Genomic DNA, 25892 nt, shown 5'->3' on the forward strand with positions numbered 1-25892 from the left:
CATCCCCACCTGGCGCATGGTGGCGGGCACCGTCCTGCTCTTCCTGCTGCTGATCGTGGGCGGGCTGGTCGCCGGGTACCTGCTCGTCGGCATCCCGCCCGCCAACAGCGCCGCCAAGGCACAGAGCAACGTCTACCTCTACTCCGACGGCTCCGAACTCGCCCGCGACGGCGACGTCAACCGCGAGAACGTCCCGCTCAGCCACGTCCCCAGAACCGTCCAGCGGGCCGTACTGGCCGCCGAGGACCGGGACTTCTACTCCGAGTCCGCCGTCGACCCGGCCGCGATGGTCCGGGCCGCCTGGAACACCGTGACCGGCAAGGGCAAGCAGTCCGGCTCCACCATCACCCAGCAGTACGTGAAGAACTACTACCTCGGCCAGGAGCAGACCCTCACCCGCAAGGCCAAGGAGTTCTTCATCGCGATCAAGCTGGACCGCGAGGTCAGCAAGGACAAGATCCTCCAGGGCTACCTCAACACCAGCTACTACGGCCGCAACGCCTACGGCATCCAGGCCGCCGCCCAGGCGTACTACTCCAAGAACTCCGACAAGCTCACCACCGCCGAGGGCGCCTACCTCGCCGCCCTCCTCAACGCCCCCAGCGCGTACGACATCACCGCCCACCCGGAGAACAAGCCGCGCGCGGTGGCCCGCTGGAACTACGTCCTGGACGGCATGGTCAAGAAGAAGTGGCTCAGCCGCGCCGAGCGGGCCGCGATGACCTTCCCCTCCCTCGGCAAGGCCAAGGCGTCCGCCGGGCTCTCCGGCCAGCGCGGCTACCTCGTCGAGGCCGTCAAGGACTATCTGACCGACCACGGCATCCTCGACGAGAACACCCTGCGGTCCGGCGGCTACCGCATCACCACCACCATCGACCGCAAGCGCCAGAACGCTCTCGTCAGGGCCGTCAACACCCAGCTCATGGACAAGCTCAGCGACAGCCGCAAGGTCGACCGGTACGTGCGCGCCGGAGGCGCCTCCATCGCCCCCGGCACCGGCCGGGTCGTCGCCCTCTACGGCGGCATCGACTACGCCAGGCAGTACGTCAACGGCGCCACCCGCCACGACTACCAGGTCGGCTCCACCTTCAAGCCGCTGGTCTTCGCCGCCGCCGTGCAGAACAACTCCACCACCCAGGACGGCACCCCGATCACCCCCAACACCGTCTACGACGGCACGAACAAGCGCATGACCGTCAGCCACGGCCACCCCACCGGCTTCGCGCCCGCCAACGAGGACGACCGCTCCTACGGGCCGATCACCGTCACCGAGGCCACCGACAAGTCCGTCAACTCCGTCTACGCCCAGATGGGCATCGACGTCGGCCCGGACACCGTCAAGAACACCGCCATCGCCCTCGGCATCCCCGCCAGGACGCCCAGCCTGGCCTCCTCCCGGGGCGCCGTCTCGCTGGGCACCGCCACCCCCAGCGTCCTCGACATGACGCAGGTCTACGCGACCCTCGCCCGGCACGGCAGCCAACGCCCGTACACCCTGGTCGACTCGGTCACCAAGGGCGGCGAGGACGTCGAACTCCCGGAGCGCGAGCGGACCACCGCCATCAGCCGGGCCGCCGCCGACACCACCACCCAGATCCTCCAGAGCGTCGTCGACGGCGGCACCGCCCAGGCCGCCCAGGCCGCCGGGCGCCCGGCGGCCGGCAAGACCGGCACCGCGGAGGACGACAAGGCCGCCTGGTTCGCCGGCTACACCCCCGAACTCGCCACCGTCGTCGCCGTACTGGGCCAGAACCCGGACACCGCCGCCCAGGAGCCGCTGTACGGCGCGGCCGGCCAACCCCGGCTCAACGGCGGCGACTTCCCCGCCCAGATCTGGGCCGACTACACCGCCGCCGCCCTCAACGGCCGCCCGGTACGCACCTTCGACCTGCGACTGGAGCCCGGCGCCGAGCAGAGCACGTCCCCCACACCGTCCGGCGGCGCCGGTCAGTCGCCGAGCGGAACGGCCTCGCCGACCGCCGGCCCGTCCGGCACCGGCAGCCCCACGAACACCACCGCGCCGCCCGGGACCGGCACCCCCACCGGACCGACCGGCGCACCGACCCCACCGACCTTCCCGACCGGAGGCCCGCCCGCGCCCACCGTGGGGTTCCCGACCATCGGCGCGAACCCCGACGACCTGGCCGCGTATCCCGGGGACTGAACTCCCACGGTCCCGGGCCCTGATCAGTGTCCGGATTGTCGCCTCGGTGTCCCGACGTCGCCTGCAACCCCGACCACCACCGCCACCAGCAGCAGGCAGATACCGCAACCCCCGGGGGACAACCCCCGGACCCCCAGCCGCAATCAGTGGCCGGACGTCGCCTTCAGACCCACCACCGCCACCAGCAGCAGGCAGATGAAGAAGATCCGCGCCGCGGTCGCCGGCTCGCCGAGCACCAGCATCCCGACGACCGCCGCGCCGGCCGCCCCGATGCCCACCCACACCCCGTACGCCGTGCCGATCGGCAGCGTCCGGGCCGCGTACGAGAGCAGCAGCATGCTGGCGACGATGCCCGCGCCGGTGAACACGCTGGGCCACAGCCGGGTGAAACCGTCGGTGAACTTCATCCCGATCGACCAGCCGACCTCCAGCAGACCGGCGACGGCAAGCAGGATCCACGCCATGACGGCACCTCCGTGAACAGGGCTTCAACAGGGGTGCGTCGTCTTGTCCTGACCCGGTACGGCGCGTCTCGTCGGGTTTCCCGAGGCTAGCAAAAGGCCCCTCCGGGGGTGGTGCGCCAGGTCACCGCCCCCGGGGGAGCCGGGAGTCCTACAGGTACAGCGAGTCCTACAGGGAGTCCTACGGGTGCGGCGAGTCCTACAGGTACAGCCCGGTCGCGTCGTCCGCGCCCTCCAGCCGCTCCGCGGCCACCGCGTGCAGATCGCGCTCGCGCATCAGCACGTACGCCACCCCGCGCACCTCGACCTCGGCCCGGTCCTCCGGGTCGTACAGCACCCGGTCGCCCACCTCGACGGTCCGTACGTTCTGCCCGACCGCGACCACCTCGGCCCAGGCCAGGCGGCGGCCGACCGCCGCGGTCGCGGGGATGACGATGCCCCCGGTCGAGCGGCGCTCGCCCTCGGGGATGTCCGTCCGGACCAGCACGCGGTCGTGCAGCATCCGGATCGGCAGCTTGTCGTGGGTGTCCTGGGTGTTATTCGGGCTCACGGCATGACGGTACCTGCCCGGTGACGGTGATCATGCACCGCGGGCCGGTTCCGTGGCCCCGGGACGGCACCCGAAGCCATCGGACAGACGCCGGAACGGCACCGGACAGGCGTCGGACGGGCGTCGGACAGCCCCTAGTCGCGCCGCCGCTTCCTGGAACCCAGCGCCAGCAGACCCACCACGGCCACCCCGATCATGGCGACCGGAATGATCCGCTCCAGACGCGGTGCGCCGTCCTCCGACACCAGCTGGCCCCGCACGTCCGACAGCGCGCGGTGGGCGGCCACATAGGCCCGCCCCGCCGTACGGTCCACGGCCTGTGCCGCCTTCGCCTTCGCATCGCCCACGATCGTCTTCGGGTGCAACCGCACACCGATCTCGTCGAGCGTCACGGCGAGAGCCTGCCGCCTGCGGACGATGTCCGCCTCGATCTGCGCAGGGGTCCTGGCTTCCGACACCGCGCTGCCTCCGTCATCTCGTGCCGATGCGTCCAAGGGCCGGCCACCGAGCCCCGTGGGGAACCGGCCACCACGCTCCGTGCACCGATTCGTCAGGGACAGTCTGTCAGCTCGCACGTCCGCACGCCCCACAGCACCCCCGTTTCGGGCAGCCGCACCGCCCCGTCCGCCGTCCCGGCCCCCGCCTGGCTAGGGTGCGGAGGGTACGAACCACCCGCGAGGAGACGGAGGCCACCATGAGGGAGCACAGCACGCGGAGCGAGGTCGCGGCATGAGCGAGCGACTCCAGCCCGGCGACACCGCGCCCGCCTTCACCCTGCCCGACGCCGACGGCAAGCAGGTCTCGCTCGCCGACCACAAGGGCCGCAAGGTCATCGTCTACTTCTACCCGGCCGCGCTCACCCCCGGCTGCACCAAGCAGGCGTGCGACTTCACCGACAACCTCGACTTCCTCGCCGGCCACGGCTACGACGTCATCGGCATCTCGCCCGACAAGCCGGAGAAGCTCGCCAAGTTCCGCGAGAAGGAAGACCTCAAGGTCACCCTGCTCGGCGACCCCGAGAAGGAAGTCCTCACCGCCTACGGCGCCTTCGGCGAGAAGAAGCTCTACGGCAAGACCGTCACCGGCGTGATCCGCTCCACCGTCATCCTCGACGAGGACGGCAAGGTCGAGCGCGCGCTGTACAACGTCAAGGCCACCGGGCACGTCGCCAAGATCATCAAGGATCTGGGACTGTGACGGTGTGACACCGTAACGGTGTGGCGGTGTGGCGGTGTGGCGGTGTGGCGGTGTAACGCCGTAACGCTGCGTCGGCGTGACACTGTGACGCCGTCACACCACAGCACCGGCGCTCCGTAGCGCCGTAACAGCCGCCGCGGCAGGGGCCGTCGTGCCCCTGCCCCACGGCGCCGGCCCCGAGGGCCCGTCCGACGGATCAGGGGCCCGGCTACGGCGTCGCCGCCGGCTCCGGTGCCACCACCGCGCGGTCCGGCAGCTCCAGCACCGCCTCCGCGCCGCCCTCCGCGGCGGCCCCGAACTCCAGCCGCGCGCCCAGCACTTCCGCCTGGCCGGCCGCGATCGTCAGCCCCAGCCCGTGCCCCGTACCGCGCTCCGGCGCCGCCGTACGGAACCGCCGCGGCCCCTCCGCGCACAGCTCCGCCGGATACCCCGGACCGTGGTCGCGCACCACGATCCGCGAGCCCGCCACCACCACCTCGATCGGCGGCTTGCCGTGCTTGGCCGCGTTCGCCAGCAGATTCACCAGCACCCGCTCCACCCGGCGCCGGTCCGTCTCCACGATCCGCGGCTCCCCCTCGACCGTCACCGACACCGACAGATCGTCCACCCCGCGCTGCCGCGCCGCCCGCGTCACGATCCCGCGCACCAGCGACGGCAGCTCACAGGCGTCCAGATCCGCCCGCTCCACCCCCGCGTCCAGCCGCGACACCTCCAGCAGGTCCTCCACCAGCCGCCGCATCGCCTGCGCCCGGTCCTGCACCATCTCCACCGCACGCGGCTGTGGCAGCAGCTCCGCCGCCGCCACCAGCCCGGCCACCGGCGTCCGCAGCTCATGCGCCACATCCGCGGTGAACTCCCGCTCCGCCTCCACCCGCGCGGCCAGCGACGTCGCCATGTGATGCACGCTGCGGCCCAGCTCGGCCACCTCGTCCCGGCCGTTGCTGGCCAGCGCGTCCGCGTCCGGCGGCGCACCGGCCGCGATCCGCCGCGCCGCCGCCGCACTCAGCCGCAGCCGCCGCGACAGCCGCTGCGCCACGAACCACGACACCCCCGCCATCAGCACCACCGTGCCGCACCCGGCGATCAGCAGCGCCCGGTCCAGCGCCACCTGCGCCGGATCGTCCGACGGATACGCCGCCGACACCGACAGCGACCGCGCCGGCCGGGCCCCGTCCCCGCCGACCCCGGTCGCCGCCCACACCCGCGGATCATCCCCACCGCTCAGATACGTCCCCGAACGGTTGTGGAACACCGCCGCCCGCAACGGCGGCGGCAGCGCCGCGTCGTCCAGCTGCGCACCCAGCGCCAGCGTCCCGTCCCGCTCGTAGATCTGCAGCGCCGAACTCAGCCGCTCGTCCTGATACGCGCGGGCCGACCGCTCCCGCTCGTTGCCGGCGATGTGGTGCACGGCGAACCCGAGCACCACAACGGCCAGTGCCGTCATACACGAAATGGCCAGGGCGATCCGGCCTCGAATGCCCATCACGCGAGGTTGTACATCTCCGTCGTGTCACCGAGCGGCGTCGAGCCCTCGTAGGTCACCTCCAGGCCCGTGAAGGCCCGCGCGCCGTCGACCTCCTTGGCGCCGTAGAGCCGGAACCTCGCCCGATAGCCGGCGTCCGTCCCCACCCCCGCCGCGGTCTTCTCGACCTGCACCACGCCCTTGCCCTCCGCTTCCTCGGAGTCATAACGGGTCCAGGTGATCCCGGTCGCCACCATGCCCGCGTCCGCACAGGTCAGCGTGATCACCCGGGGCTTGATCTCCGGCTCGCCGATCCCGCAGTCCCGCACCCCCGGCAACCCCGCCGTCGGCTGCCCGTCCGACTTCACGCCCTGTACGGCCGAGGTCTTCGGTGCGGCGTCGACCGCCGAGGCGCGCTCCGACGCCTGGCTGAACCAGACCCCGCCGGCGGCCAGCGCGGTCACCACGACAAAGGCCACCAGAGCGGTCCGCCCGCGCCTCCAGCGCGACCCTTCGCGGTCGGTCATCGCACACTCCTCCCGGGGCACCCTCGCCCCGTTACCCCCACCAGCAAACACGACCGCCAAGGCCGCTCCGCACCGACCCCGGCACCTCGCCACCGCACACCGGCACCACGCAGTGAAAGACACCCATCGACGGACCTTCGCCGGAAAGGTGCAGTTTCGCCATCGCCACTCTCCCCTCCCCCGGACACAGGCTGATTGCCCGAATGCTGCGGTGACCGCTCGGCTTTGTACCAGTCGTGTAACAAGGCCCGGTGCGCCACCCGACGTCCCCTACCGCGCGCAGCTCCGGACGCCCCACCCTGAGTGACACAGGTCTCGTCCACCGCCGATGGCGTTTCGACCCGCCTCCGACCGCGCAGGCGCACCCGTCGTGCCCCTGCCCGCCCGCGCGCCCGCATCCGCGCCGACCCCACGAGAGGACCACCGCGTGCCGATCCGCACCACCGAGCCCCACCCGGACTCCCCCGACCAGGACCCCGGGGCGCTCCGCCGCCACCGCGTGCTCTTCCGCGCCGTCGACCGCCGCCGCAACCCCCCGCTCCGCCGCACCGACATCACCGTCACCGACGAACGGACCGTCAAACGCGCGGTCAAGGCAGCCGCCCTCGGCAACGCCATGGAATGGTTCGACTTCGGCATCTACAGCTACCTGGCCATCACCATCGGCAAGGTCTTCTTCCCCACCGGCAACCCCACCACCAGCCTGCTGTCCTCCTTCGCCCTCTTCGCCGTCGCCTTCTTCGTACGGCCCCTGGGCGGCGCCTACTTCGGGCCGCTGGGCGACCGCATCGGCCGCAAGAAGGTGCTCGCCCTCACCATGATCATGATGGCCGTGGGCACCCTCTGCATCGGCCTCATCCCGTCCTACTCCGCCATCGGCATGCTCTCCCCCGCCCTGCTCATCCTCTTCCGCCTCCTCCAGGGCTTCTCCACCGGCGGCGAATACGGCGGCGCCTCGACCTTCATCGCCGAATACGCCCCCGACAAGAAGCGCGGCTACTTCTGCAGCTTCCTCGAAATGGGCACCCTCATCGGCTACACCGGCGCCGCCGGCATCGTCCTCGCCCTGAACACCGCACTGGGCCCGGACGCGATGGTCTCCTGGGGCTGGCGCATCCCCTTCCTCGTCGCCGGCCCGCTGGGCCTGGTCGGCCTCTACCTCCGGCTCAAGCTCGACGAGACCCCCGCCTTCCAGAAAATCGCCGGCGCCCACCCCAACCCCAACACCACCCACACCACCCGCGAGGAATCCCCGCACCACCCCTCCCCCGCCCCCGGGACCACGCTCGGCGAAATCCTCACCCGGCAGTGGCCCGCCCTCATCCTCTGCATCGCCCTGGTCGGCGCCTACAACATCACCGACTACATGCTGCTCTCCTACATGCCGACCTACCTGACGGACACCCTCAAGTACAGCGAGTCCCACGGCCTGCTGATCCTCCTGGCCACCATGGCCGTCCTCATCTGCCTCCTCCCCACCATCGGCAGGCTCAACGACCGCTACGGCCGCAAACCCCTCCTCACCACCGGCATGCTGGGCTTCCTCGTCCTCGCGATCCCGGCCTTCCTGCTCGTCAAACAGGGCTCCCCGCTCACCGTCTCCCTCGGCATGGCACTCCTCGGCCTCTCCCTCCTCTGCCTGCTCGGCACCATGTCGGCCGCCCTCCCCGCCCTGTTCCCCACCAGCGTCCGCTACGGCTCCCTCTCCATCGGCTACAACCTCGCCGTCTCCCTCTTCGGCGGCACCACCCCGCTGGTCAACACCGCCCTCATGCACGCCTTCCACAACAACGTGATGGTCCCGGCCTACTACACGATGGGCGCCGCGCTCGTCGGCGTCGTCGCCGTCGCCTGCATGAAGGAAACCGCCCGACGCCCCCTCGACGGCTCCCCGCCCTCCGTCGCCACCCACCAGGAAGCCATCGACCTCGTCGCCGCCCGAACCCCCGAGCCGCGCTTCTGAACCCGCCCACGAACCCGCCCAACTCCGCGTGACCGCTCCCGCGTTCGATCATTGACCAGTTCGATCGGGTGCGGGGGTCTGAGGAATCCCCCCCCCGCACGGAACGCGACAACGGGGGCAGCATGGCACTCACATACACCCGCGAGCGACTCGCGGCAGCCGCACACGCCTCGTCGTCATACGACGAGATGGTCCGCAGGCTCGGTGGCACACCAACTCCCGGCAACCGCCGCTATCTACGGGCCAAGCTGCGCGAAGCGGGCATCGACACCTCCCACTTCACACCCCAGGGCGTACGCCACACCGAGGCCCGCCTCCGCGAACTGGTCGCCTGCTCGCGGAGCGTGGCGGAGGTGGTACGGCGGCTCGGCCTCGATCCGGTGGGTGGCCACCACACTCACATCGGCCGCCGGATCCGGAGCCTGGGGATCGATACGTCCCACTTCTCACCTGAGGGCCGGAGAAATCCCGGGGCCCGGCGGCGACTCAGCCCCGAAGAACTCCTCGTCAAGACGGAAACCTTGATCCGCCGCGTACCGAGCAGCCGTCTGAGAGTTGCCATGCTGGCGTCCGGAGCGGAGGAACGCTGCGCACCGTGCGGCACGGAACCCTCTTGGCGCCACCGCCCATTGCCGCTCGAAGTGGACCACGCCAATGGAGACTGGCGGGACAATCGCCGGGGCAACCTCCGCTTTCTCTGCCCGAACTGTCACGCGACAACGGACTCGTACCGCGGTCGCGGCAAACGGAAGCACAGCGGACGCACGGAGGGGGAGCAATGAGCCGCGGCGTCCGCTACACCAGGGAACTGCTGACGGAAGCAGCAGCTCACTGCACGGACATCGATGGCGTCATCGCGTTCTGCGGCGGCCGTTCCTATCACCAAGTGCGGCGACATCTGCTGAGGCGCTTCGCCCACTTCGGGATCGACGTATCTCACTTCCAACGGGTCACACGGCATACCGCTTGCCCGTGCCCCACGAAAGAGGCGCTCCACCAGGCCGTCGACGCATCGATTTCCGTCGCGGCCGCGCTACGGCAGCTCGGGCACCCCGTCACCACCCGCAACCGTGCGCTGTTCGCGCAGTGGGTATCTGAGCACGCCATCAGCACAGATCACTTCCTGGGACAGGCCCATGGGCGCGGAAAGCCCGGGACCACGCCGGTCAGGCCCCCCGAGCAGATCCTCGTCAGGCACAGCGGGCAGCGTCGGGCACGAACCGTGATGCTGCGCCGGGCCCTTCGGCAGATCGGTGTCCCTGAGCGATGTGCCGAATGCGGCACCGGCCCCGTGTGGCTGGGCAGGCCCATGACCCTGGAGATCGACCATATCAACGGCGACTGGAGCGATGACCGACGGGAGAACCTGCGGCTGCTCTGCCCCAATTGCCATGCGGTGACGGACACTTGATGCCGGGGTGGCCGAGGCCGACGGTAGCCCTGCCTCATCGGCGCGCAGCAAGTACTATGGCCGTGGCAAGCGGCCGTGCTGGAATTGGCAAGACAGGCTGGTTTTAGGTACCAGTGCCTTCGAGGCGTGTGGGTTCGAGTCCCACCGGCCGTACCACCTTCGATTCGAAGGCCCGGTCCCGCGAGAGCGCGGGCCGGGCCTTCGCCGTACCTCCTGGTGCGGCCTCAGCCCAGCAACTCCCCCACCACCCCCGCCAGAGCCCGGAACGCCTTGCCGCGGTGGCTGATGGCGTTTTTCTCGGCGGGGGTCAGTTCGGCGCAGGTACGGGTTTCGCCGAGGGGCTGGAGGATGGGGTCGTAGCCGAAGCCGCCGGTGCCGGCGGGGGTGTGGCGGAGGGTGCCCTCGAGGGTGCCCTCGACGACGCGCTCGGTGCCGTCGGGGAGGGCGAGGGCCGCGGCGCAGGCGAAGTGGGCGGTGCGGTGCTCGTCGTCGATGTCGGAGAGCTGGGCGAGGAGCAGGTCGAGGTTGGCCCGGTCGTCGCCGTGCCGGCCGGCCCAGCGGGCGGAGAAGATGCCGGGGGCGCCGCCGAGGACGTCGACGCAGAGGCCGGAGTCGTCGGCGACGGCCGGGTGGCCGGTGGCCTGTGCGAGGGCGTGCGCCTTGAGGAGCGCGTTCTCGGCGAAGGTGACGCCGGTCTCCTTGACGTCGGGGACGTCGGGGTAGGCGTCGGCGCCGACGAGTTCGACGCCGAGGCCGGCCGCTTCCAGGATGGCGCGGAGTTCGGAGATCTTGCCGGCGTTGCGGGTGGCGAGGACGAGGCGGTGCGGGGGTGCGGGGTGCCCGGCGGTTTGTGACTGCATGGGGAGTGATTATCCCGTGTGGCCGGGGGTGCAGATCGCCGTCATCTGGTGGGCCGCCTCGCCGATGGGTGCGAGGTCGGGGGCCTTGTTGGCGTTGATGGATGTGCGGGCGTTCTTGATGCCGGTGTTCATCTTGTCGATGGCCTTGGCGAGGTCGGGGTCGTGCGCGGAGTTGCCGACCTTCTTGAGGTTGGTGTCGATCTCGTCGAGGGCCTTGTTGGCTTCCCGGGGGTCGTCGAGGGCGTTGTCGGCGGCTTTCTGGAGCTTGTCGACGCCGTTGACGACGGCGGTGGCGGTTTTGGCGCAATCCATGGCCTTCTGGACGGCGCCGCAGCCGGCGAGGAGCGGTGTCGCGAGGGCGGCGGCGGCTAAGGCGGCGAGTGCGGGGGCTGCGGTGCGGCGGCGGTGGGGGCGGGCCATGGGGCTTCCTTCCCTTGCGGCGTACGGGGGTGCGTAGCTCGGGCAAGGGGGGAAACGCGGGGTGGTGGGCGGGGGTTGCCGGGGTGCGGCGGGCGGGGGCGGAGATCGGCCAGGGCGGGCGGCGGGGCCGGGTGCGCCGCCCGCGCCGGGGTCAGAGGGTGCGTGCGAGGGCTTCGCGCTGGGCGGTGTCGAGGGCGGCGCAGCCGGTGACGGCGAGGTCGAGGAGGGAGTCGAGTTCGTCGCGGGCGAAGGGCTCGGCCTCGGCGGTGCCCTGGACCTCGACGAAGCGGCCGTCGCCGGTGCAGACGACGTTCATGTCGGTCTCGGCGCGGACGTCTTCCTCGTAGCAGAGGTCGAGGAGCGGGACGCCGTCGACGATGCCGACGCTGACGGCGCTGACGGTGCCGGTGAGGGGCTGGCGGCCGTGCTTGATGAGCTTCTTGCCCTGGGCCCAGGTGATGGAGTCGGCGAGGGCGACGTAGGCGCCGGTGATGGCGGCGGTGCGGGTGCCGCCGTCGGCCTGGAGGACGTCGCAGTCGAGGACGATGGTGTTCTCGCCGAGGGCCTTGAAGTCGATGACGGCGCGCAGTGAGCGGCCGATGAGGCGGCTGATCTCGTGGGTGCGTCCGCCGATCTTGCCGCGGACGGATTCGCGGTCGCCGCGGGTGTTGGTGGAGCGGGGCAGCATCGCGTATTCGGCGGTGACCCAGCCTTCGCCGGTGCCCTTGCGCCAGCGGGGTACGCCTTCGGTGACGGAGGCGGTGCAGAAGACTTTGGTGTCGCCGAAGGAGACGAGGACGGAGCCTTCGGCGTGCTTGCTCCAGCCGCGTTCGATGGTGACGGGGCGGAGCTGTTCGGGGGTGCGGCCGTCGATGCGAGACATGGCTCAGACCCTATCGGCTGTGCTGAGGGCCTCGTTCCGGTGCCGGAGCGCCGATGGCGCGGGAACTCCGGGAGCTGCCGGGAACGAGGCCCTCGTCAGGAGCGGGTGCTCACATCATGTCTTCGATTTCGGCGGCGATGGGGTCGGCGTCGGTGCCGATGACGACCTGGATCGCGGTGCCCATCTTGACGACGCCGTGGGCGCCGGCGGCCTTGAGGGCGTCCTCGTCGACGAGGGAGGCGTCGTTGACCTCGGTGCGGAGGCGGGTGATGCAGCCCTCGACCTCCTCGATGTTGTCGAGTCCGCCGAGCCCGGCGACGATCTTCTCAGCCTTGGTGGCCATGTGCACTCCTGCTTGTCTCGGCCGCTGGCGGTTCCGCCGCGCGGTTTTCACACGGTAACGCACGTTCAGCCCAGCTACGTGGGCGTTTGACCGCTATCTGGCGAAGGATGGCGGTCATCGCGGTGCGCGCCGAACGCACGCCGACGAATGGTCTACACCACCAGTATGGGGCAAGCGGTGGGCGGGTTGCCGCCCGGTCGACGCCGGGAGCACGCGGAGGGCGCGGATGACATCGGACGCGGCAGGTGCATCGAGCACGGCGCCGGGGAAGGGGCCGGCGAGGAGCCGGGCGGCGGGGCTTTTCCAGGGGTTGCAGAAGATGGGCCGCAGTCTCCAGCTGCCGATCGCGGTGCTGCCCGCGGCGGGCATTCTCAATCGCCTGGGCCAGCCGGATGTGTTCGGCGACAAGGGGCTGGACTGGGGGAATGTGGCGAAGGTGTTCGCGGGGGCGGGCGGGGCGCTGCTGGATTCGGGGCTGGGGCTGCCGCTGTTGTTCAGCGTCGGTGTGGCGATCGGGATGGCGAAGAAGTCGGACGGGTCGACGGCGCTGGCGGCGGTGGTCGGTTTTCTCGTCTATTTCTCGGTGCTGCATCAATTCCCGGTGGCGTGCCCGCCGGGGCAGTCGTTCACGCAGGCGGGGCTGTGGTCGGGGGTGTGTGTCGACCGGGCGGGGAAGGCGACGCAGGCGACGTTCCAGAATCCGGGGATTTTCGGCGGCATCGTGATGGGTTTTCTGTCGGCGTGGTGCTGGCAGCGGCTGCACCGGGTGAAGCTGGTGGACTGGCTGGGGTTCTTCAACGGGCGGCGGCTGGTGCCGATCGTGATGGCCTTCGTGGGGCTGGCGTTCGCGGTGGTGTGCCTGTGGGTGTGGCCGCCGGTCGGTGACGGTCTGACGAGTTTCAGTCAGTGGCTGTCGGCGCTCGGTTCGTGGGGTGCGGGATTTTTCGGGGTGGCGAACCGTGCGCTGCTGGTGGTGGGGCTGCACCAGTTCCTGAATACGTTCGTGTGGTTCCAGTTCGGCAGTTTCACCAAGCCGGACGGGACGGTGGTGCACGGTGACATCAACCGGTTCCTGGCGGGTGATCCGTCGGCGGGGCAGTTCACCACGGGGTTCTTCCCGATCATGATGTTCGCGCTGCCGGCGGCGGCGCTGGCGATCGCGCACTGTGCGAAGCCGCATCGCCGCAAGGAGGTGGCGGGGATGATGCTGTCGGTGGGGCTGACCTCGTTCGTGACGGGGGTGACCGAGCCGGTGGAGTACGCGTTCCTGTTCATCGCGCCGGTGCTGTTCGGGATTCACGCGGTGCTGACGGGTGTGTCGATGGCGGTGTGCTGGGGGCTGGGCGTGCACGACAGCTTCAGTTTCTCGGCGGGGCTGATCGACTACGTCATCAACTGGGGGCTGGCGACGAAACCGTGGCTGATCATTCCGATCGGGTTGTGTTTCGCCGTCGTCTACTACGCCCTCTTCCGTTTCGTGATCACGAAATTCGATCTGGCGACGCCGGGCCGGGAGCCGGCCGAGGTGGGTGACGCGATGGAGCGGGACAACGTCAAATAGCCCTCGGGGGGCGGGGGATGCCCGTCCCACCTGGCCTTCCGTCGGGCGCCGGCCGGCTTCTGGATCCGTGGGTCCGAGGGGCGGCAGTCATGTGGTCCACACCACTGGGAAGAATGGATTCCTTTATCTCGGGGCTACGTGCTAAGAATGGTCTAAACCACCAGAGGTGTAGACCAAGGCGTAGACCACCAGCGGGCCGTCCCTCTTTCCCCGGGCCCGCCTCACCAGGAGGAATCCGATGAGCACGGCCACCGCCGCGAAGGCGGCCCCCGCGAAGAAGCGGGGCTCCGGCCTTTTCCAGGGCCTGCAGAAGATCGGCCGCAGCCTCCAGCTGCCGATCGCCGTCCTGCCCGCAGCGGGCATCCTCAACCGTCTCGGCCAGCCGGACGTCTTCGGCGAAAAGGGACTGCACTGGATCGCGGTCAGCAAGGTCTTCGTCGCCGCCGGCGGTGCGGTCTTCGACAATCTGCCGCTGCTGTTCTGCATAGGCGTCGCCATCGGCTTCGCGAAGAAGGCCGATGGCTCCACGGCACTCGCCGCCCTGGTCGGATTCCTGGTCTACAGCAACGTCCTCAAGGCGTTCCCGGTCAAGGACGGGCACATCGAGGACGGCAAGTGGGTCGAGCCGGTCGTGAACAACCCCGGTGTCCTCGGCGGCATCGTGATCGGTCTGCTCGCCGCGGTCCTGTGGCAGCGCTACCACCGCAAGAAGCTGGTGGACTGGCTGGGCTTCTTCAACGGCCGCCGGCTCGTCCCGATCATCATGGCCTTCGTCGGCACCGCGGTCGGCGTGCTGTTCCTGCTGATCTGGGAGCCCGTCGGCAACGCCATCTCCAGCTTCGGCGAGTGGATGACGGGCCTGGGCGCGGCCGGCGCCGGCCTCTTCGGCCTGATCAACCGCGGGCTGCTGCCGATCGGTATGCACCAGTTCGTCAACGTCGTGTCGTGGTTCCAGCTCGGTGACTACACCGACCCCTCGGGCAAGGTCGTGCACGGCGACATCGCCCGCTTCTTCGCCGGCGACCCGTCCGCCGGGCAGTTCATGTCCGGCTTCTTCCCGATCATGATGTTCGGGCTGCCGGCCGCCGCGCTGGCCATCGCGCACTGCGCCCGCCCGGAGCGCCGCAAGGCCGTCCTGGGCATGATGCTCTCGCTCGCGCTGACCTCGTTCGTCTGCGGTATCACCGAGCCGATCGAGTTCTCGTTCATGTTCATCGCGCCGGTGCTGTACGCGATCCACGCGGTGCTGACCGCCGTCTCGATGGCCGTCACCTGGGCGCTCGGCGTGCACGACGGCTTCACCTTCTCCGCCGGCTTCATCGACTTCGTGCTGAACTGGCACCTGGCGAGCAAGCCGTGGCTGATCATCCCGATCGGCCTGGCCGTCGCGGTCGTCTACTACCTGCTGTTCCGCTTCGCGATCACCAAGTTCAACCTCACCACCCCGGGCCGCGAGCCCGAGGAGGAGATCGAGGACCTGACGAAGGCGTAGCCGGCCGGTCCGCAGCGCACCGGGAGGGCCCCGGAACCGTCACCGCGGTTCCGGGGCCCTTTCCGTGTGCCGGTGCCCCTGTTGTGCCGGGGTGCCGGTGCGCGCCCGTACGGGGCCGCCGGGCGGCGCCGCGGTCAGATCTCGTAGGCCACGCCGGCGCGGGCGACCTCGACCGGCCCGTCGTAGACCTTCTGGGCGTCGCGGACGCTGATGTCCGGGTCGGTCCACGGCGGGATGTGGGTGAGCACCAGCCGGCCCGCGCCGGCCCGCTGGGCGTGCTCGCCGGCCTCCCGGCCGTTGAGGTGGAGGTCGGGGATGTCCTCCTTGCCGTGCGTGAAGGACGCCTCGCACAGGAAGAAGTCGGTGCCCTCGGCGAGGCTGTCCAGCGCCTCGCAGGGGCCGGTGTCGCCGGAGTACGTCAGCGACCTGCCGCCGTGCTCGATGCGGAAGCCGTACGCCTCGACGGGGTGGCGGACCAGTTCGGAGCGGATGGTGAACGGGCCGATGGCGACGGTGCCCGGGGTCAGCGTGCGGAAGTCGAAGACCTCGCTCATCGCCTTGTCGTGCGGCAGGTCGGCGTGCGCGTCGGTCAGCCGGCGCTCGGTGCCGGCCGGGCCGTAGACCGGCATCGGCGCACAACGGCCGCCGTCCGGGCGGTAGTAGCGGACGACGAAGTAGCCGCACAGGTCGATGCAGTGGTCGGCGTGCAGGTGCGACAGGAGTACCGCGTCCAGGTCGTAGAGACCGCAGTGGCGCTGCAACTCGCCGAGGGCGCCGTTGCCCATGTCGAGGAGCAGCCTGAAGCCGTCGGCCTCCAGGAGGTAGCTCGAACAGGGCGATTCCGTGGAGGGGAACGACCCCGAGCATCCGACGACGGTGAGCTTCATGCGGGCGTGAACCTCCGTGGGCGGGGGCGGCGGCCGGCTGTGCCCGTGCGGGTCGTCCCGGTGGGGCCGTACCGGGTTCTGCCGGGTCCTTGGCGGTCTGTGCGGTGCCCACGAGCGTAAGGCGCGAAAGGTGCTGTGGCGCCTTTGGTGGGGCGAGCTGTGGGCGGAATCACCAGTCCGGGGGGCGGGGGTGCCGCCCGGCTGCCGCCGCCTGGCACCCCCGCCCCCCGGAGTGGCTACGCCCAGAGCTGGCCGTGCAGCGTCGCGATGGCCGCTTCCGTCGACTCGGCCGTGTAGACGCCGGTCGAAAGGTATTTCCAGCCGCCGTCCGCGACGACGAAGACGATGTCGGCGGACTCGCCGGCCCGCACCGCCTTCCTGCCGACGCCGATGGCGGCGTGCAGGGCCGCGCCGGTGGAGATGCCGGCGAAGATGCCTTCCGTCGCGAGGAGTTCGCGGGTGCGGCGGACCGCGTCCTCGGAGCCGACGGAGAAGCGGGTGGTGAGCACGGACTCGTCGTAGAGCTCGGGGATGAAGCCCTCGTCGAGGTTGCGCAGCCCGTAGACGACGTCGTCGTAGCGGGGTTCGGCGGCGACGATCTGCACACCGGGGACGTGCTCGCGCAGATAGCGGCCGACGCCCATCAGGGTGCCGGTGGTGCCGAGGCCGGCCACGAAGTGGGTCACGGAGGGGAGGTCGGCGAGGATCTCGGGGCCGGTGGTGGCGTAGTGGGCACCGGCGTTGTCGGGGTTCCCGTACTGGTAGAGCATCACCCAGTCGGGGTGCTCGGCGGCGAGTTCCTTGGCGACCCGGACGGCGGTGTTGGAGCCGCCGGCCGCGGGCGAGGAGATGATCTCGGCGCCCCACATGGCGAGCAGTTCGCGCCGTTCCGAGGAGGTGTTCTCGGGCATCACGCAGACGATGCGGTAGCCCTTGAGCTTGGCCGCCATGGCGAGCGAGATGCCGGTGTTGCCGCTGGTGGGCTCCAGGATCGTGCAGCCGGGGGTGAGCCGGCCGGCCTTCTCGGCCTGCTCGATCATGTGGAGCGCGGGCCGGTCCTTGACGGAGCCCGTGGGGTTGCGGTCCTCCAGCTTCGCCCAGATGCGGACGTCGTCGGAGGGCGAGAGGCGCGGGAGGCGGACGAGAGGGGTGTTCCCGACCGCCGCCAGCGGGGAGTCGTACCGCAACGTCAGTCCATTCCGCCGGCCACCGCCGGGAGGATCGTGATGCTGTCGCCGTCGGCCAGCTCGGTGGAGATGCCCTGGAGGAAGCGCACGTCCTCGTCGTTGAGGTAGACGTTCACGAAGCGGCGCAGCTCTCCACTCTCGTCGACCAGGCGCTCGCGGATCCCGGAGTGCCGGCCGTCCAGGTCCTTGAAGAGTTCGTCGAGAGTGGCACCGCTGCCCTCGACGGCTTTCCGGCTGTCGGTGTAAGTGCGCAGGATGGTCGGGATGCGGACCTCGATGGCCATGGGGACTGCTCCTGTCGGAGTGCGGTGGCGGGATGCGGGACGTGCGCTGCGTGCGGGGCGCCCGGCCGCGCGGCGGCCGGACGGGGGAAGCGGGTGCGCCGGGTGGCGCGGGACCCGCGCGGGGGCGGGGGCGACGGGGGGCCGCGGGCTGCGGGCACCCCCGGCGGCGGCCGGGGGGCGGGCGGGGCCGGGTCAGCCGGCGGCGCGGCGCGGACAGATGGCGCTGGAGAGGCGGCACAGGTCGACGTGCAGCCGTGCGGCTCCGCAGCCGAAGGCGCCCAGGAGGGCGGATGCGGAGCGGCGCGTGGCGAGCGGGGCATGCGTCAGCATGCCCGGCCTCTGCTCGCTCGCTACGTGCGCTACGCCCACGGTCCGGTCAACCATGCGGTCATCGTAGCGATTCCCGGTCCGGGTATTGGAACCTCGTCCCATGATGCGGACGTTTGCTGTACGACAGGTGGGACGCGGGTCCCGAGGGGCCGTCCGGGCACACCGCATCGGGGGGCGAACCCCCAGGTCACACCCGTCGCCCGGCCCCGGCATGAGGTCGGCCACGGCTCAGGCGTACGCCTCGACGATCTCGATCTCTTCCTCGGTGATCTCGCCGTCCACGATGCGGAACGAGCGGAACTGGAAGGGCCTGGCGCCGTCGGTGTCGGCGGTGGAGACGAGGACGTAGTGCGCGCCGGGCTCGTTGGCGTAGGAGATGTCGGTGCGCGAGGGGTAGGCCTCGGTGGCGGTGTGCGAGTGGTAGATGATCACCGGTTCCTCGTCCCGGTCGTCCATCTCGCGGTAGAGCTTGAGCAGGTCGACGGAGTCGAACTCGTAGAAGGTGGGCGAGCGGGCGGCGTTCAGCATCGGGATGAACCGCTCGGGGCGCCCGCTGCCGGCCGGACCCGCGATCACGCCGCACGCCTCGTCGGGGTGGTCCTGGCGGGCGTGCTCGACGATCCGGTCGTGGAGGGCCTTGGTGAGGGTCAGCATGCGGCCAAGAATAAGAGGGGCGTGCGAAGCACTCGTGCAAGGGTGGCGGCGGGCGACGGGTGGGCAAGCGGAGGGCCCGTACGTACCGAAGGGTGGTACGTACGGGCCCGAATGCCGGACGGGCGGGGCGGTGCGGGCCCGGCCCGGCCGCGGGGTCACTTCTCGGCGGCTCCGACGGCGGCGGCGCCCCGGCGCCTGATGGCGAGGTAGCCCACGCCCAGGATGACCGCCCACACGGGAGCCGCGTAGAGCGAGATCCGGGCGTCCGGGTCGACGCCCATCATCACGATCACCATGCCGATGAAGGCCAGCGCGAAGATCGAGGTGAAGGGGGCGCCGGGGGCCTTGAAGTCGGACTGCGGCAGTTCGCCGCGGTTCGCCTTGGCCCGGTAGCGCAGCTGCGAGAAGAGGATGACGATCCACGCCCACATACCGGAGATGGTGGCGAAGGAGACGACGTAGTTGAACGCGTCGCCGGGCCACTGGTAGTTGATGTAGACGCCGAACAGCATCAGCGCGACCGAGACGCCGGTACCCCAGGTGGGCAGCCCGGTCTTGCTGAGCCTGGTGAAGATCTTGGGGCCCTGGCCGTTGAGCGCCAGGTCGCGCAGCATCCGGCCGGTGGAGTACATACCGGAGTTGGCCGAGGACAGCGCCGCGGTCAGCACGACGAAGTTGACGATGCCCGCGCCGGCCGGCAGGCCGATCTGCTGGAAGGCGGCGACGAACGGGCTGACGCCCGGCTTGAAGTACGTCCAGCTGACGACGGACAGGATGATGACGAGCGCACCGATGTAGAAGAGGCCGATCCGCCACGGCACGGTGTTGATGGCCTTGGGGAGCACCTTCTTCGGGTCGTTCGCCTCGCCCGCGGTGACGCCGACGAGTTCGACGGCGAGGAAGGCGAACATCACGATCTGCAGCGTCATCAGCGTGCCGCCGATGCCCTTGGGGAAGAAACCGCCGTGGCTCCACAGCAGGCTGAACGACGCGGTGTCACCGGCCTTGGAGAAACCGAGGGTGATGACGCCGAGGCCGATCAGGATCATGCCGACGATCGCGGTGACCTTGACCATCGAGAACCAGAATTCCAGTTCACCGAAGATCTTCACGGAGATGAGGTTGATACCGAAGAGCGCGACGGTGAAGACCAGCGCCGACACCCATTGCGGTATGCCCTTGTCCCAGTACTGGATATAGGTGGCCGCGGCGGTCACTTCGGTGATGCCGGTGACGACCCAGAAAAGCCAGTACGTCCAGCCGGTCACAAAGCCGATGAAGGGGCCGAGGAATTCCCGGCCGTATTCGGAGAACGAGCCGGAAACGGGCCGGTACATCAGCAGTTCGCCGAGCGCCCGCATGATGAAGAAGATGACCAGGCCGACGATGGCGTAGGCCAGGATGATGCTCGGTCCGGCTTTCGAGATCGCTTTGCCCGCCCCGAGGAACAGACCGGTTCCGATGGCGCCACCAATGGCGATCATCTGGATCTGGCGATTGCCCAGACCCCGCTGGTAGCCCTCTTCGGGGGCGTTGCCAGCGGCCTCGTTGCCGTCGCGATGCTTGTCGACCTGCACAGAGGTCATGAGTGGTGCGCCTTTCTCCATTCCGACCCGGTCTGTCCGGATCGGGTCCCGATCCCCCCGGATGGAGTTCCTGCACGCCGACGGTCGGCCGGCTCAGCGCTCCCGCAGCGACAGGGGTGGCGTCACTCACGGCAGGTCGAGAACTTTTATCACGAGCTGCCGGAGATCGCCTAGGGGAAAAGTGACCAGGACCACAGAGAAATCCGGACAAACTTCGGAAGCGACGGCACACCACCTGGTGGCGGTGACGCGATCGTTATCCGGATTTGAGGCTCCGCTGAGCGAACGCCCGGTGGGCAATCGCGGTGGTACGCCCGACTTTCCCCCCGGATATCACCCGGTGAGCGCTTCGACCAGAGTCTCCTGGAGCCCGCCGAGCCAGAGGTAGGCCAGCACCATCGGCTTGCGCGGATCGCTGTCCGGAAGCCGCAGCAGCTCGCCGCCGTCGTCCTCGTCGGTGACCTCCAGCCGCGTGCCGATGGCCAGCCGGAGGTCGTTGAGCCCGCCGAGCCAGTGCCGGCACTCGTCGGGCTTCAGCCGCAGCACGGCGCCGCCCTTCGCGGGGCCCAGCGTGTCCAGCGCGCGGATCAGCGCGAGGGCGTCCTCCCGCTTGCGGGCCCGCAGGTCGTTCTCCGTGTAGCGGCGGAACTCGGCGGAGGCGGCGCGGACATCGTCGTCGGGGACCAGGTCCGGTCCGCCGTACGCGTCGGGGAAGAGGCGCGCCAGGACCGGGTCGGCGGGCGGCTCGCTGGGGCCGTCGCTGAAGATCGACGCCAGCAGGTCGTCGCTGTCGCCACTGTCGCCCTCGGCGGGCTCCGCGCCCGGGCCGATCAGCTCCAGGAGCTGGACGGCGAGGCTGCGCAGGATGGAGACCTCGACCTCGTCGAGCGGTACGGCGGCGCCGCCGTCGGGCAGCGGCTCGAACTGGCCGGTCATCGGCGGTCCTGCTGGAGGGTCGCCCACAGGCCGTAGCCGTGCATGGCCTGCACGTCGCGCTCCATTTCCTCGCGGGTGCCGCTGGAGACGATCGCGCGGCCTTTGTGGTGGACGTCGAGCATCAGCTGGTGCGCCTTGTCCTTGGAGTAGCCGAAGTACGACTGGAAGACGTACGAGACATAGCTCATGAGGTTCACGGGGTCGTTGTGAACGATCGTGACCCACGGGACGTCCGGCTCCGGCACCTCGAAGGGGGCCTCGCTCGACTCGGGACGCTCGATCTCGACCGGAACACTGAGGGTGCAGCGGTGCGGCCGGGGAGTGATCGTGGGTGACGGGTGGGCGCTCACAGGGCCCATGCTGCCACCAGGGGGGCGGTGGTGCACAAATGCCCCCTGTGCGGGCCGCGTCGGCGCGGCGCACGGGCCCCGGTCCGGCCGCTACCCACTATCGTCAGAGTGACGAGTAATGGGGGTAGCATCGTCTCCATGCCGCCGCTGCGGGGGCTGTGACGACTGCGGCTGCCGCCGCGGGCTCCCGGACCCCGGCCGGTGCCCCATACGGCGCGCAGGGAGAGAATTGCGAGGTATGCCGAAGTGAACACAGCGGACCTGGGACTGCCGGTGGCCGTGCCGTCGACCGCGCTCTTCACCGACCAGTACGAACTCACCATGCTCCAGGCCGCGTTGCGGTCCGGCAGCGCCCACCGCCGGTCGGTCTTCGAGGTCTTCACCCGGCGGCTCCCCGAGGGCCGCCGCTACGGCGTGGTGGCGGGGACCGGGCGGGTGCTCGACGCGGTGGAGAACTTCCGCTTCGACGAGACCATCCTCGGCTTCCTACGGGAGCGCGGCATACTCGACGAGCAGACGCTCAAGTGGCTTGCCGAATACCGCTTCCGCGGCGACATCTGGGGCTACCCGGAGGGCGAGGTCTACTTCCCCGGCTCACCGATCATGCGCGTCGAGGGCACCTTCGCCGAGGCGGTGGTGCTGGAGACGGTGATCCTCTCGATCCTCAACCACGACTCGGCGGTGGCCGCCGCGGCCTCCCGGATGGCGGTGGCGGCCGGCGACCGGCCGCTGCTGGAGATGGGCGCCCGGCGCACCCACGAGCTGTCGGCGGTGGCCGCGGCCCGCGCCGCGTACGTCGGCGGCTTCCACGTCACCTCGGACCTGGCGGCCGGCTTCCGCTACAACATCCCCACCGTCGGCACCAGCGCGCACGCCTTCACCCTGCTGCACGACACCGAGCGGGACGCCTTCGCCGCGCAGGTCGAGACCCTCGGCAGCGGCACCACACTGCTGGTGGACACCTTCGACGTCACCGCGGCGGTGCGCACCGCGGTCGAGGTGGCCGGCACCGGCCTGGGCGCGGTACGGATCGACTCCGGCGACCTGCTGCTGATCGCGCACCGGGTACGCCAGCAGCTGGACGAGCTGGGCGCCACCAAGACCAAGATCGTGGTCACCAGCGACCTGGACGAGTACGCCATCGCCTCGCTCGCCGCGGCGCCGGTGGACGCGTACGGGGTCGGCACCCAGGTGGTGACCGGCAGCGGGCACCCGACCTGCTCGATGGTCTACAAGCTGGTGGCCCGCGCGGACACCGAGAAGCCGGGCGCGCCGCTGCGGCCGGTGGCGAAGAAGTCGATGGGCGCCAAGTCCTCGACCGGCGGGCGCAAGTGGGCGGCCCGCCGGCTCGACGAGGCCGGGGTGGCCGAGGCCGAGGTGATCGGCACCGGTCCGGTTCCGGCCGGGCTGGCCGACCGGCAGCTCCAGGTGCCGCTGGTCAGCGGCGGCAAGGTGGTGGCCCGGGAGCCGCTGGACGCCGCCCGGGCCCGGCACATCGCGGCCCGCGCCGGGCTGCCGCTGTCGGCGACCCAGCTCTCGCGCGGGGAGCCGGTGCTCGCCACCGAGGTCCACTGAGCGGCCCCGCGTACGCCACAGGGGCGGTCCCGGAACGGCACGGGGCCGCCGGGCCCTCCCCTACCGCGCCCGCAGTGGCTACCCTCGGTCACACCACTCCTCGATGCTCCTCCGCACTCCCCGCACCCCTCCGCACGCGAGAAATCAGCGCGGCCAGAAATGCGGCGCCGCGAGAAATCAGCGCCTCTCGATCCGAGCCGGAAGGCACGCACCATGCACCGGGCACTCATCGTCGTCGACGTACAGAACGACTTCTGCGAGGGCGGCAGCCTCGCGGTGGCGGGGGGCGCGGATGTCGCGGCGGCCATCACCGATCTGATCGGCCAGGCGGCCGGCGGCTGCTACCGCCACGTGGTGGCCACCCGCGACCACCACATCGACCCCGGCGACCACTTCTCCGATCACCCCGACTTCCGGGACTCCTGGCCCCCGCACTGCGTGGCGGGCACCGAGGGCAGCGGCTTCCACCCGAACTTCGCGCCGGCCATCGCCTCCGGGGCGATCGACGCGGTGTTCTCGAAGGGTGAGCACACGGCCGCGTACAGCGGTTTCGAGGGCGTCGACGAGAACGGCACCCCGCTCGCGGACTGGCTGCGCGAGCGCGACGTCACCGAGGTGGACGTGGTCGGTCTCGCCACCGACCACTGCGTACGGGCCACCGCCCTGGACGCACTCGCCGCCGGGCTGCGCACCCATGTGCTGCTGGACCTGACGGCCGGGGTGGCCGCCGGGACCACCGAGCGGGCGCTGGCGGAACTGCGCGCGGCGGGCGCGGAGCTCAGCGGCAAGCCGGTGGTCCTCGGCGGCTGACCGGCCGGACGGCCGGGCGGCGGGGCGGCCGGGCGCGGCCCCGTCAGGCGCCCGCGGCCTGGTGGGCGGCGGGCCGCAGCAGCGCGCGTATCGGGTGCCAGGACTCCGTCTCGTCCTCGGGCGCCTCGCGCCAGACCAGACCGTCCGGGTGGTGCAGGACGGCGGTGACCTCGTCCGGTGTCGGCGGCTGGGTGTTGCCGCGCAGGTAGACCGACCGCAGACCGAGGTTGCGCAGCCTGGTCAGGGCGCGCTGGCGGTTCACGGCGTGCACCAGGACCCGGATACGGCAGCCGCCGTCGTAGGGCCCGCAGAGCGGTCCGTGGTCCGGTCTGGGCAGTGAGAGGGCGACCACCACGCTTCCGCCTGGAAGCCTGATGAAGCCGCCTCGGGTCATCGTCATATCTCCCCCGTGAGACTCGGCGTCAACAAGGAACTGTAGGACGCATCTAAACGCGAGTCGACCGCCGCCCGCTAGGGGATACCGAGAGATAGGGCCACGACCTGCGATTTTTATTTTTCATTTACCTACGGGACCCATATGGAGCGCCCTCGCCGGGCCGGCCTCCGCCTCCTCGGCGATCGCGATCCGGGTGCCGGTGTCAGGAACGGACGGGCCGCGGTCCGGTTCACCGAGCCGCGGCCGACACCGCGCCGGCCGCCGAGGACGACCGCGCACGAGGCACCCCGGAACCGGTTCGGCACACCATTTCCGTACACCGCTTCGGTACGCCGCTTCGGTACGCCTCTTCGGTACGTGAGGGCGCCGACGGCCGGAAGCGGAGCCTCCGGCCCCAACACCCCTCCGTGGCGCCCCACTTGGTCAAGTGCCTTGCCCGGCCTGCCTGTTACGGATATCGGACACCGCCCACCGGAAAATTTTCCCCTCTGTGGGACGGAGCGAGGGGCCCGACGGCGAACGGGGTATATGCCTGCCGGGCATGCGCCCCCGCTCTCAACAGGCATGACACCATTGGGGGTTTCTTGTCGGGCAAACCTGCAACGAGCTCGTGCGCCCCCTGTGCTTCCGACCCGTGGGTAAGGTCACGCTTACCTGGCGTTCCGCTCGGGCAGGAGGGACCTTAGGCTCGCCCGATGGCGCGCCCTTGAGCCGACACCCCCTGCTGACCCTCCGAGGACGGATCCCGCCATGCCTCGTCCGACTGCCACCCAGCTCGTCTACGGTTCGGCCACCGTCTTTCTCTCCACCCTCGCGATGCTGCTGCTCTCCCAGACGCAGACCGGGATCGGGGTCGCGGTCATTGCCATCGCCGGGCTGGGGCTCGGGCTGCTGGTGGCGATGACGGTCCCGATGCCCGGCATGTCCCGGGTGGTCCGCCGGCACGCCGCCCGCGCCAAGTCCCCTGCCGCGCCTGCCCCGTTGACGGCGGCACCGGCCCCGGCCGAGCACTTCGCGGCGCCGCGTCCGCGCGCCGCGGCCCGGGTCGGCGAGCACTCCCGCTGACCCGGCGACCGCGCCCGCTCAGTCCGTGGCCACCACCACGGTCCGGGCCGCCTTGTCGTGCAGGCACTGCTGGTACGGCTTGTCCCAGGTGCACCACAGGACGTTGAGCAGCCAGAAGACGAAGCCGCAGCACGGCACGATCTCCGGAAGCGTGTAGACCGCGGCCCGGGTCCAGCCGGCCTGCGTGGTCGGCACCGACCCGTTGGAGAGCATCGCGACCCGGATCTTCATCGCCATCTTGCCGACGGTCTGCCCGCGGCTGGTCAGCATCAGCCCCTCGTAGATCAGATACACCAGCATCGTCACGCCGGAGACCGTCGCCTGCTTGCTGGCCTCGACGTTGCTGGTGCTGAAGTAGTCCACCCAGCCGACGATCGCGTTCATGATCAGGGTGACCGGTACGCCGATGATGATCGCGTCGATGATGCGGGCGACCAGCCGCTTGCCGCGGTTCGCGAGCGGCGGCATCCCGGCCAGCGGATCGGCCCCGTACTCCCCCGCCCCGTAGGGGCCGCCGGCGGGGGGGGCGCCCGGGGG

General features: G+C 70.5%; 29 protein-coding genes, 1 tRNA gene and 1 riboswitch. Of the genes, 11 read left to right on the top strand and 19 right to left on the bottom strand.

Going from position 1 to position 25892, the window contains the following annotated elements; translation table 11 throughout:
- Window position 1: 1 nt before the first annotated feature.
- Entirely contained in the window at window positions 2–2164 is a 2163-nt protein-coding gene (locus tag RZ84_RS13335; RefSeq protein ID WP_241777690.1) for a transglycosylase domain-containing protein, read from the top strand.
- Between the two features lie 143 nt (window positions 2165–2307).
- On the opposite strand, the gene RZ84_RS13340 is transcribed toward RZ84_RS13335, so the two are convergent.
- The 3 genes from RZ84_RS13340 to RZ84_RS13350 form a co-directional block, all read right to left on the bottom strand.
- Window positions 2308–2628, bottom strand: coding sequence for a DMT family transporter (locus tag RZ84_RS13340; protein ID WP_043264497.1), 321 nt, complete (start codon window positions 2626–2628; stop codon window positions 2308–2310).
- 32 nt (window positions 2629–2660) lie between these two features.
- Window positions 2661–2728, bottom strand: a riboswitch (guanidine-III (ykkC-III) riboswitch).
- A gap of 96 nt (window positions 2729–2824) precedes the next feature.
- The gene (locus RZ84_RS13345) at window positions 2825–3127 is read right to left on the bottom strand and encodes a GroES family chaperonin (RefSeq protein WP_078894626.1); all 303 of its coding nucleotides are present in this window, start codon (window positions 3125–3127) and stop codon (window positions 2825–2827) included.
- Between the two features lie 182 nt (window positions 3128–3309).
- Window positions 3310–3633, bottom strand: a complete 324-nt coding sequence (locus RZ84_RS13350) for a DUF3618 domain-containing protein (RefSeq protein WP_043264499.1) — start codon at window positions 3631–3633, stop codon at window positions 3310–3312.
- 271 nt (window positions 3634–3904) lie between these two features.
- Between RZ84_RS13350 and bcp the strand changes: the two genes are divergently transcribed.
- Window positions 3905–4372, top strand: a complete 468-nt coding sequence (gene bcp, locus RZ84_RS13355; RefSeq protein WP_043264500.1) for a thioredoxin-dependent thiol peroxidase — start codon at window positions 3905–3907, stop codon at window positions 4370–4372.
- A gap of 208 nt (window positions 4373–4580) precedes the next feature.
- Here bcp and RZ84_RS13360 read toward each other — a convergent pair whose 3' ends face one another.
- Both RZ84_RS13360 and RZ84_RS13365 read right to left on the bottom strand, forming a co-directional pair.
- Window positions 4581–5855 (bottom strand): sensor histidine kinase, encoded by a 1275-nt coding sequence (locus RZ84_RS13360; RefSeq protein ID WP_043264501.1) that lies wholly within the window; start codon window positions 5853–5855, stop codon window positions 4581–4583.
- A complete protein-coding gene (locus RZ84_RS13365; RefSeq protein WP_043264502.1) occupies window positions 5855–6361 on the bottom strand; it encodes a hypothetical protein in 507 nt (168 codons plus the stop codon). The genes RZ84_RS13360 and RZ84_RS13365 overlap by 1 nt, the downstream gene beginning before the upstream one ends.
- Before the next feature lie 427 nt (window positions 6362–6788).
- On the opposite strand from RZ84_RS13365, the gene RZ84_RS13370 reads away from it, so the two are divergent.
- From RZ84_RS13370 to RZ84_RS13385, 4 genes are all read left to right on the top strand, one after another.
- Window positions 6789–8324, top strand: coding sequence for an MFS transporter (locus tag RZ84_RS13370; RefSeq protein WP_043264503.1), 1536 nt, complete (start codon window positions 6789–6791; stop codon window positions 8322–8324).
- A gap of 122 nt (window positions 8325–8446) precedes the next feature.
- A complete protein-coding gene (locus tag RZ84_RS36520) occupies window positions 8447–9106 on the top strand; it encodes a hypothetical protein (protein ID WP_043264504.1) in 660 nt (219 codons plus the stop codon).
- Entirely contained in the window at window positions 9103–9735 is a 633-nt protein-coding gene (locus tag RZ84_RS13380) for an HNH endonuclease (protein WP_043264505.1), read from the top strand. Before RZ84_RS36520 ends, RZ84_RS13380 begins: the two co-directional genes overlap by 4 nt.
- A gap of 69 nt (window positions 9736–9804) precedes the next feature.
- Window positions 9805–9891: transfer RNA gene (locus RZ84_RS13385), tRNA-Leu, on the top strand.
- A gap of 68 nt (window positions 9892–9959) precedes the next feature.
- On the opposite strand, the gene rdgB is transcribed toward RZ84_RS13385, so the two are convergent.
- The 4 genes from rdgB to RZ84_RS13405 all read right to left on the bottom strand — a co-directional run bounded on the left by rdgB (window position 9960) and on the right by RZ84_RS13405 (window position 12292).
- A complete protein-coding gene (gene rdgB, locus RZ84_RS13390) occupies window positions 9960–10595 on the bottom strand; it encodes an RdgB/HAM1 family non-canonical purine NTP pyrophosphatase (protein ID WP_043264506.1) in 636 nt (211 codons plus the stop codon).
- 9 nt (window positions 10596–10604) lie between these two features.
- Window positions 10605–11015, bottom strand: coding sequence for a hypothetical protein (locus RZ84_RS13395; protein WP_043264507.1), 411 nt, complete (start codon window positions 11013–11015; stop codon window positions 10605–10607).
- A gap of 151 nt (window positions 11016–11166) precedes the next feature.
- Window positions 11167–11898, bottom strand: a complete 732-nt coding sequence (rph, locus tag RZ84_RS13400; RefSeq protein ID WP_043264508.1) for a ribonuclease PH — start codon at window positions 11896–11898, stop codon at window positions 11167–11169.
- Window positions 11899–12007: 109 nt separating this feature from the next.
- On the bottom strand, window positions 12008–12292 hold the full coding sequence (locus RZ84_RS13405; RefSeq protein WP_078893736.1) for a PTS sugar transporter subunit IIB: 285 nt from the start codon (window positions 12290–12292) through the stop codon (window positions 12008–12010).
- A gap of 175 nt (window positions 12293–12467) precedes the next feature.
- Between RZ84_RS13405 and RZ84_RS13410 the strand changes: the two genes are divergently transcribed.
- Together RZ84_RS13410 and RZ84_RS13415 are read left to right on the top strand one after the other, a co-directional pair.
- A complete protein-coding gene (locus RZ84_RS13410; RefSeq protein ID WP_043264510.1) occupies window positions 12468–13802 on the top strand; it encodes a PTS transporter subunit EIIC in 1335 nt (444 codons plus the stop codon).
- Window positions 13803–14040: 238 nt separating this feature from the next.
- On the top strand, window positions 14041–15294 hold the full coding sequence (locus RZ84_RS13415; RefSeq protein ID WP_043264511.1) for a PTS transporter subunit EIIC: 1254 nt from the start codon (window positions 14041–14043) through the stop codon (window positions 15292–15294).
- A gap of 134 nt (window positions 15295–15428) precedes the next feature.
- Here RZ84_RS13415 and RZ84_RS13420 read toward each other — a convergent pair whose 3' ends face one another.
- The 8 genes from RZ84_RS13420 to clpS all read right to left on the bottom strand — a co-directional run bounded on the left by RZ84_RS13420 (window position 15429) and on the right by clpS (window position 21508).
- Window positions 15429–16181, bottom strand: a complete 753-nt coding sequence (locus RZ84_RS13420; protein ID WP_043264512.1) for an MBL fold metallo-hydrolase — start codon at window positions 16179–16181, stop codon at window positions 15429–15431.
- 236 nt (window positions 16182–16417) lie between these two features.
- Window positions 16418–17368 carry a PLP-dependent cysteine synthase family protein gene (locus tag RZ84_RS13425; RefSeq protein ID WP_043264513.1) on the bottom strand — a complete coding sequence of 317 codons (951 nt, stop codon included), beginning with the start codon at window positions 17366–17368 and terminating at the stop codon, window positions 16418–16420.
- Between the two features lie 2 nt (window positions 17369–17370).
- Window positions 17371–17652, bottom strand: coding sequence for a MoaD/ThiS family protein (locus tag RZ84_RS13430; protein WP_043264514.1), 282 nt, complete (start codon window positions 17650–17652; stop codon window positions 17371–17373).
- A 192-nt stretch (window positions 17653–17844) separates the two neighbouring features.
- Complete coding sequence (locus RZ84_RS38895) at window positions 17845–18036, bottom strand: putative leader peptide (RefSeq protein ID WP_043264515.1); 192 nt, start codon at window positions 18034–18036, stop codon at window positions 17845–17847.
- A gap of 174 nt (window positions 18037–18210) precedes the next feature.
- Window positions 18211–18636 carry a M67 family metallopeptidase gene (locus RZ84_RS13440; protein ID WP_043264516.1) on the bottom strand — a complete coding sequence of 142 codons (426 nt, stop codon included), beginning with the start codon at window positions 18634–18636 and terminating at the stop codon, window positions 18211–18213.
- Between the two features lie 155 nt (window positions 18637–18791).
- Entirely contained in the window at window positions 18792–20222 is a 1431-nt protein-coding gene (locus RZ84_RS13445) for an amino acid permease (RefSeq protein WP_043264517.1), read from the bottom strand.
- A 333-nt stretch (window positions 20223–20555) separates the two neighbouring features.
- Window positions 20556–21158 (bottom strand): DUF2017 domain-containing protein, encoded by a 603-nt coding sequence (locus tag RZ84_RS13450; RefSeq protein ID WP_043264518.1) that lies wholly within the window; start codon window positions 21156–21158, stop codon window positions 20556–20558.
- Entirely contained in the window at window positions 21155–21508 is a 354-nt protein-coding gene (clpS, locus tag RZ84_RS13455) for an ATP-dependent Clp protease adapter ClpS (protein WP_078894628.1), read from the bottom strand. The genes RZ84_RS13450 and clpS overlap by 4 nt, the downstream gene beginning before the upstream one ends.
- 246 nt (window positions 21509–21754) lie before the next feature.
- On the opposite strand from clpS, the gene RZ84_RS13460 reads away from it, so the two are divergent.
- Window positions 21755–23083, top strand: a complete 1329-nt coding sequence (locus tag RZ84_RS13460; protein WP_043264519.1) for a nicotinate phosphoribosyltransferase — start codon at window positions 21755–21757, stop codon at window positions 23081–23083.
- Window positions 23084–23296: 213 nt separating this feature from the next.
- Window positions 23297–23893 carry an isochorismatase family protein gene (locus tag RZ84_RS13465; protein WP_043264520.1) on the top strand — a complete coding sequence of 199 codons (597 nt, stop codon included), beginning with the start codon at window positions 23297–23299 and terminating at the stop codon, window positions 23891–23893.
- 43 nt (window positions 23894–23936) lie between these two features.
- On the opposite strand, the gene RZ84_RS13470 is transcribed toward RZ84_RS13465, so the two are convergent.
- On the bottom strand, window positions 23937–24287 hold the full coding sequence (locus RZ84_RS13470) for a hypothetical protein (protein ID WP_277816899.1): 351 nt from the start codon (window positions 24285–24287) through the stop codon (window positions 23937–23939).
- Between the two features lie 753 nt (window positions 24288–25040).
- Here RZ84_RS13470 and RZ84_RS13475 point away from each other — a divergent pair.
- On the top strand, window positions 25041–25355 hold the full coding sequence (locus RZ84_RS13475) for a hypothetical protein (protein WP_043264522.1): 315 nt from the start codon (window positions 25041–25043) through the stop codon (window positions 25353–25355).
- Between the two features lie 18 nt (window positions 25356–25373).
- Here RZ84_RS13475 and RZ84_RS13480 read toward each other — a convergent pair.
- On the bottom strand, window positions 25374–25892 hold a 519-nt coding region (locus RZ84_RS13480), incomplete at its 5' end, for an RDD family protein (protein ID WP_241777691.1).

Origin of the sequence: Streptomyces sp. CT34 (assembly GCF_000805335.1) — a bacterium.
In the GTDB taxonomy this organism is placed as follows: Bacteria; Actinomycetota; Actinomycetes; order Streptomycetales; family Streptomycetaceae; genus Streptomyces.

What these genes read in the sequence shown, in the direction of transcription:
- RZ84_RS13340 (WP_043264497.1), bottom strand. Translation starts at nt 2,628, where the DNA reads ATGGCGTGGATCCTGCTTGCCGTCGCCGGTCTGCTGGAGGTCGGCTGG.
- RZ84_RS13345 (WP_078894626.1), bottom strand. Translation starts at nt 3,127, where the DNA reads ATGCTGCACGACCGCGTGCTGGTCCGGACGGACATCCCCGAGGGCGAG.
- bcp (WP_043264500.1), top strand. Translation starts at nt 3,905, where the DNA reads ATGAGCGAGCGACTCCAGCCCGGCGACACCGCGCCCGCCTTCACCCTG.
- RZ84_RS13360 (WP_043264501.1), bottom strand. Translation starts at nt 5,855, where the DNA reads ATGGGCATTCGAGGCCGGATCGCCCTGGCCATTTCGTGTATGACGGCA.
- RZ84_RS13365 (WP_043264502.1), bottom strand. Translation starts at nt 6,361, where the DNA reads ATGACCGACCGCGAAGGGTCGCGCTGGAGGCGCGGGCGGACCGCTCTG.
- RZ84_RS36520 (WP_043264504.1), top strand. Translation starts at nt 8,447, where the DNA reads ATGGCACTCACATACACCCGCGAGCGACTCGCGGCAGCCGCACACGCC.
- RZ84_RS13380 (WP_043264505.1), top strand. Translation starts at nt 9,103, where the DNA reads ATGAGCCGCGGCGTCCGCTACACCAGGGAACTGCTGACGGAAGCAGCA.
- rdgB (WP_043264506.1), bottom strand. Translation starts at nt 10,595, where the DNA reads ATGCAGTCACAAACCGCCGGGCACCCCGCACCCCCGCACCGCCTCGTC.
- RZ84_RS13395 (WP_043264507.1), bottom strand. Translation starts at nt 11,015, where the DNA reads ATGGCCCGCCCCCACCGCCGCCGCACCGCAGCCCCCGCACTCGCCGCC.
- rph (WP_043264508.1), bottom strand. Translation starts at nt 11,898, where the DNA reads ATGTCTCGCATCGACGGCCGCACCCCCGAACAGCTCCGCCCCGTCACC.
- RZ84_RS13410 (WP_043264510.1), top strand. Translation starts at nt 12,468, where the DNA reads ATGACATCGGACGCGGCAGGTGCATCGAGCACGGCGCCGGGGAAGGGG.
- RZ84_RS13415 (WP_043264511.1), top strand. Translation starts at nt 14,041, where the DNA reads ATGAGCACGGCCACCGCCGCGAAGGCGGCCCCCGCGAAGAAGCGGGGC.
- RZ84_RS13420 (WP_043264512.1), bottom strand. Translation starts at nt 16,181, where the DNA reads ATGAAGCTCACCGTCGTCGGATGCTCGGGGTCGTTCCCCTCCACGGAA.
- RZ84_RS13430 (WP_043264514.1), bottom strand. Translation starts at nt 17,652, where the DNA reads ATGGCCATCGAGGTCCGCATCCCGACCATCCTGCGCACTTACACCGAC.
- RZ84_RS38895 (WP_043264515.1), bottom strand. Translation starts at nt 18,036, where the DNA reads ATGGTTGACCGGACCGTGGGCGTAGCGCACGTAGCGAGCGAGCAGAGG.
- RZ84_RS13440 (WP_043264516.1), bottom strand. Translation starts at nt 18,636, where the DNA reads ATGCTGACCCTCACCAAGGCCCTCCACGACCGGATCGTCGAGCACGCC.
- RZ84_RS13445 (WP_043264517.1), bottom strand. Translation starts at nt 20,222, where the DNA reads ATGACCTCTGTGCAGGTCGACAAGCATCGCGACGGCAACGAGGCCGCT.
- RZ84_RS13450 (WP_043264518.1), bottom strand. Translation starts at nt 21,158, where the DNA reads ATGACCGGCCAGTTCGAGCCGCTGCCCGACGGCGGCGCCGCCGTACCG.
- RZ84_RS13465 (WP_043264520.1), top strand. Translation starts at nt 23,297, where the DNA reads ATGCACCGGGCACTCATCGTCGTCGACGTACAGAACGACTTCTGCGAG.
- RZ84_RS13470 (WP_277816899.1), bottom strand. Translation starts at nt 24,287, where the DNA reads ATGACCCGAGGCGGCTTCATCAGGCTTCCAGGCGGAAGCGTGGTGGTC.
- RZ84_RS13475 (WP_043264522.1), top strand. Translation starts at nt 25,041, where the DNA reads ATGCCTCGTCCGACTGCCACCCAGCTCGTCTACGGTTCGGCCACCGTC.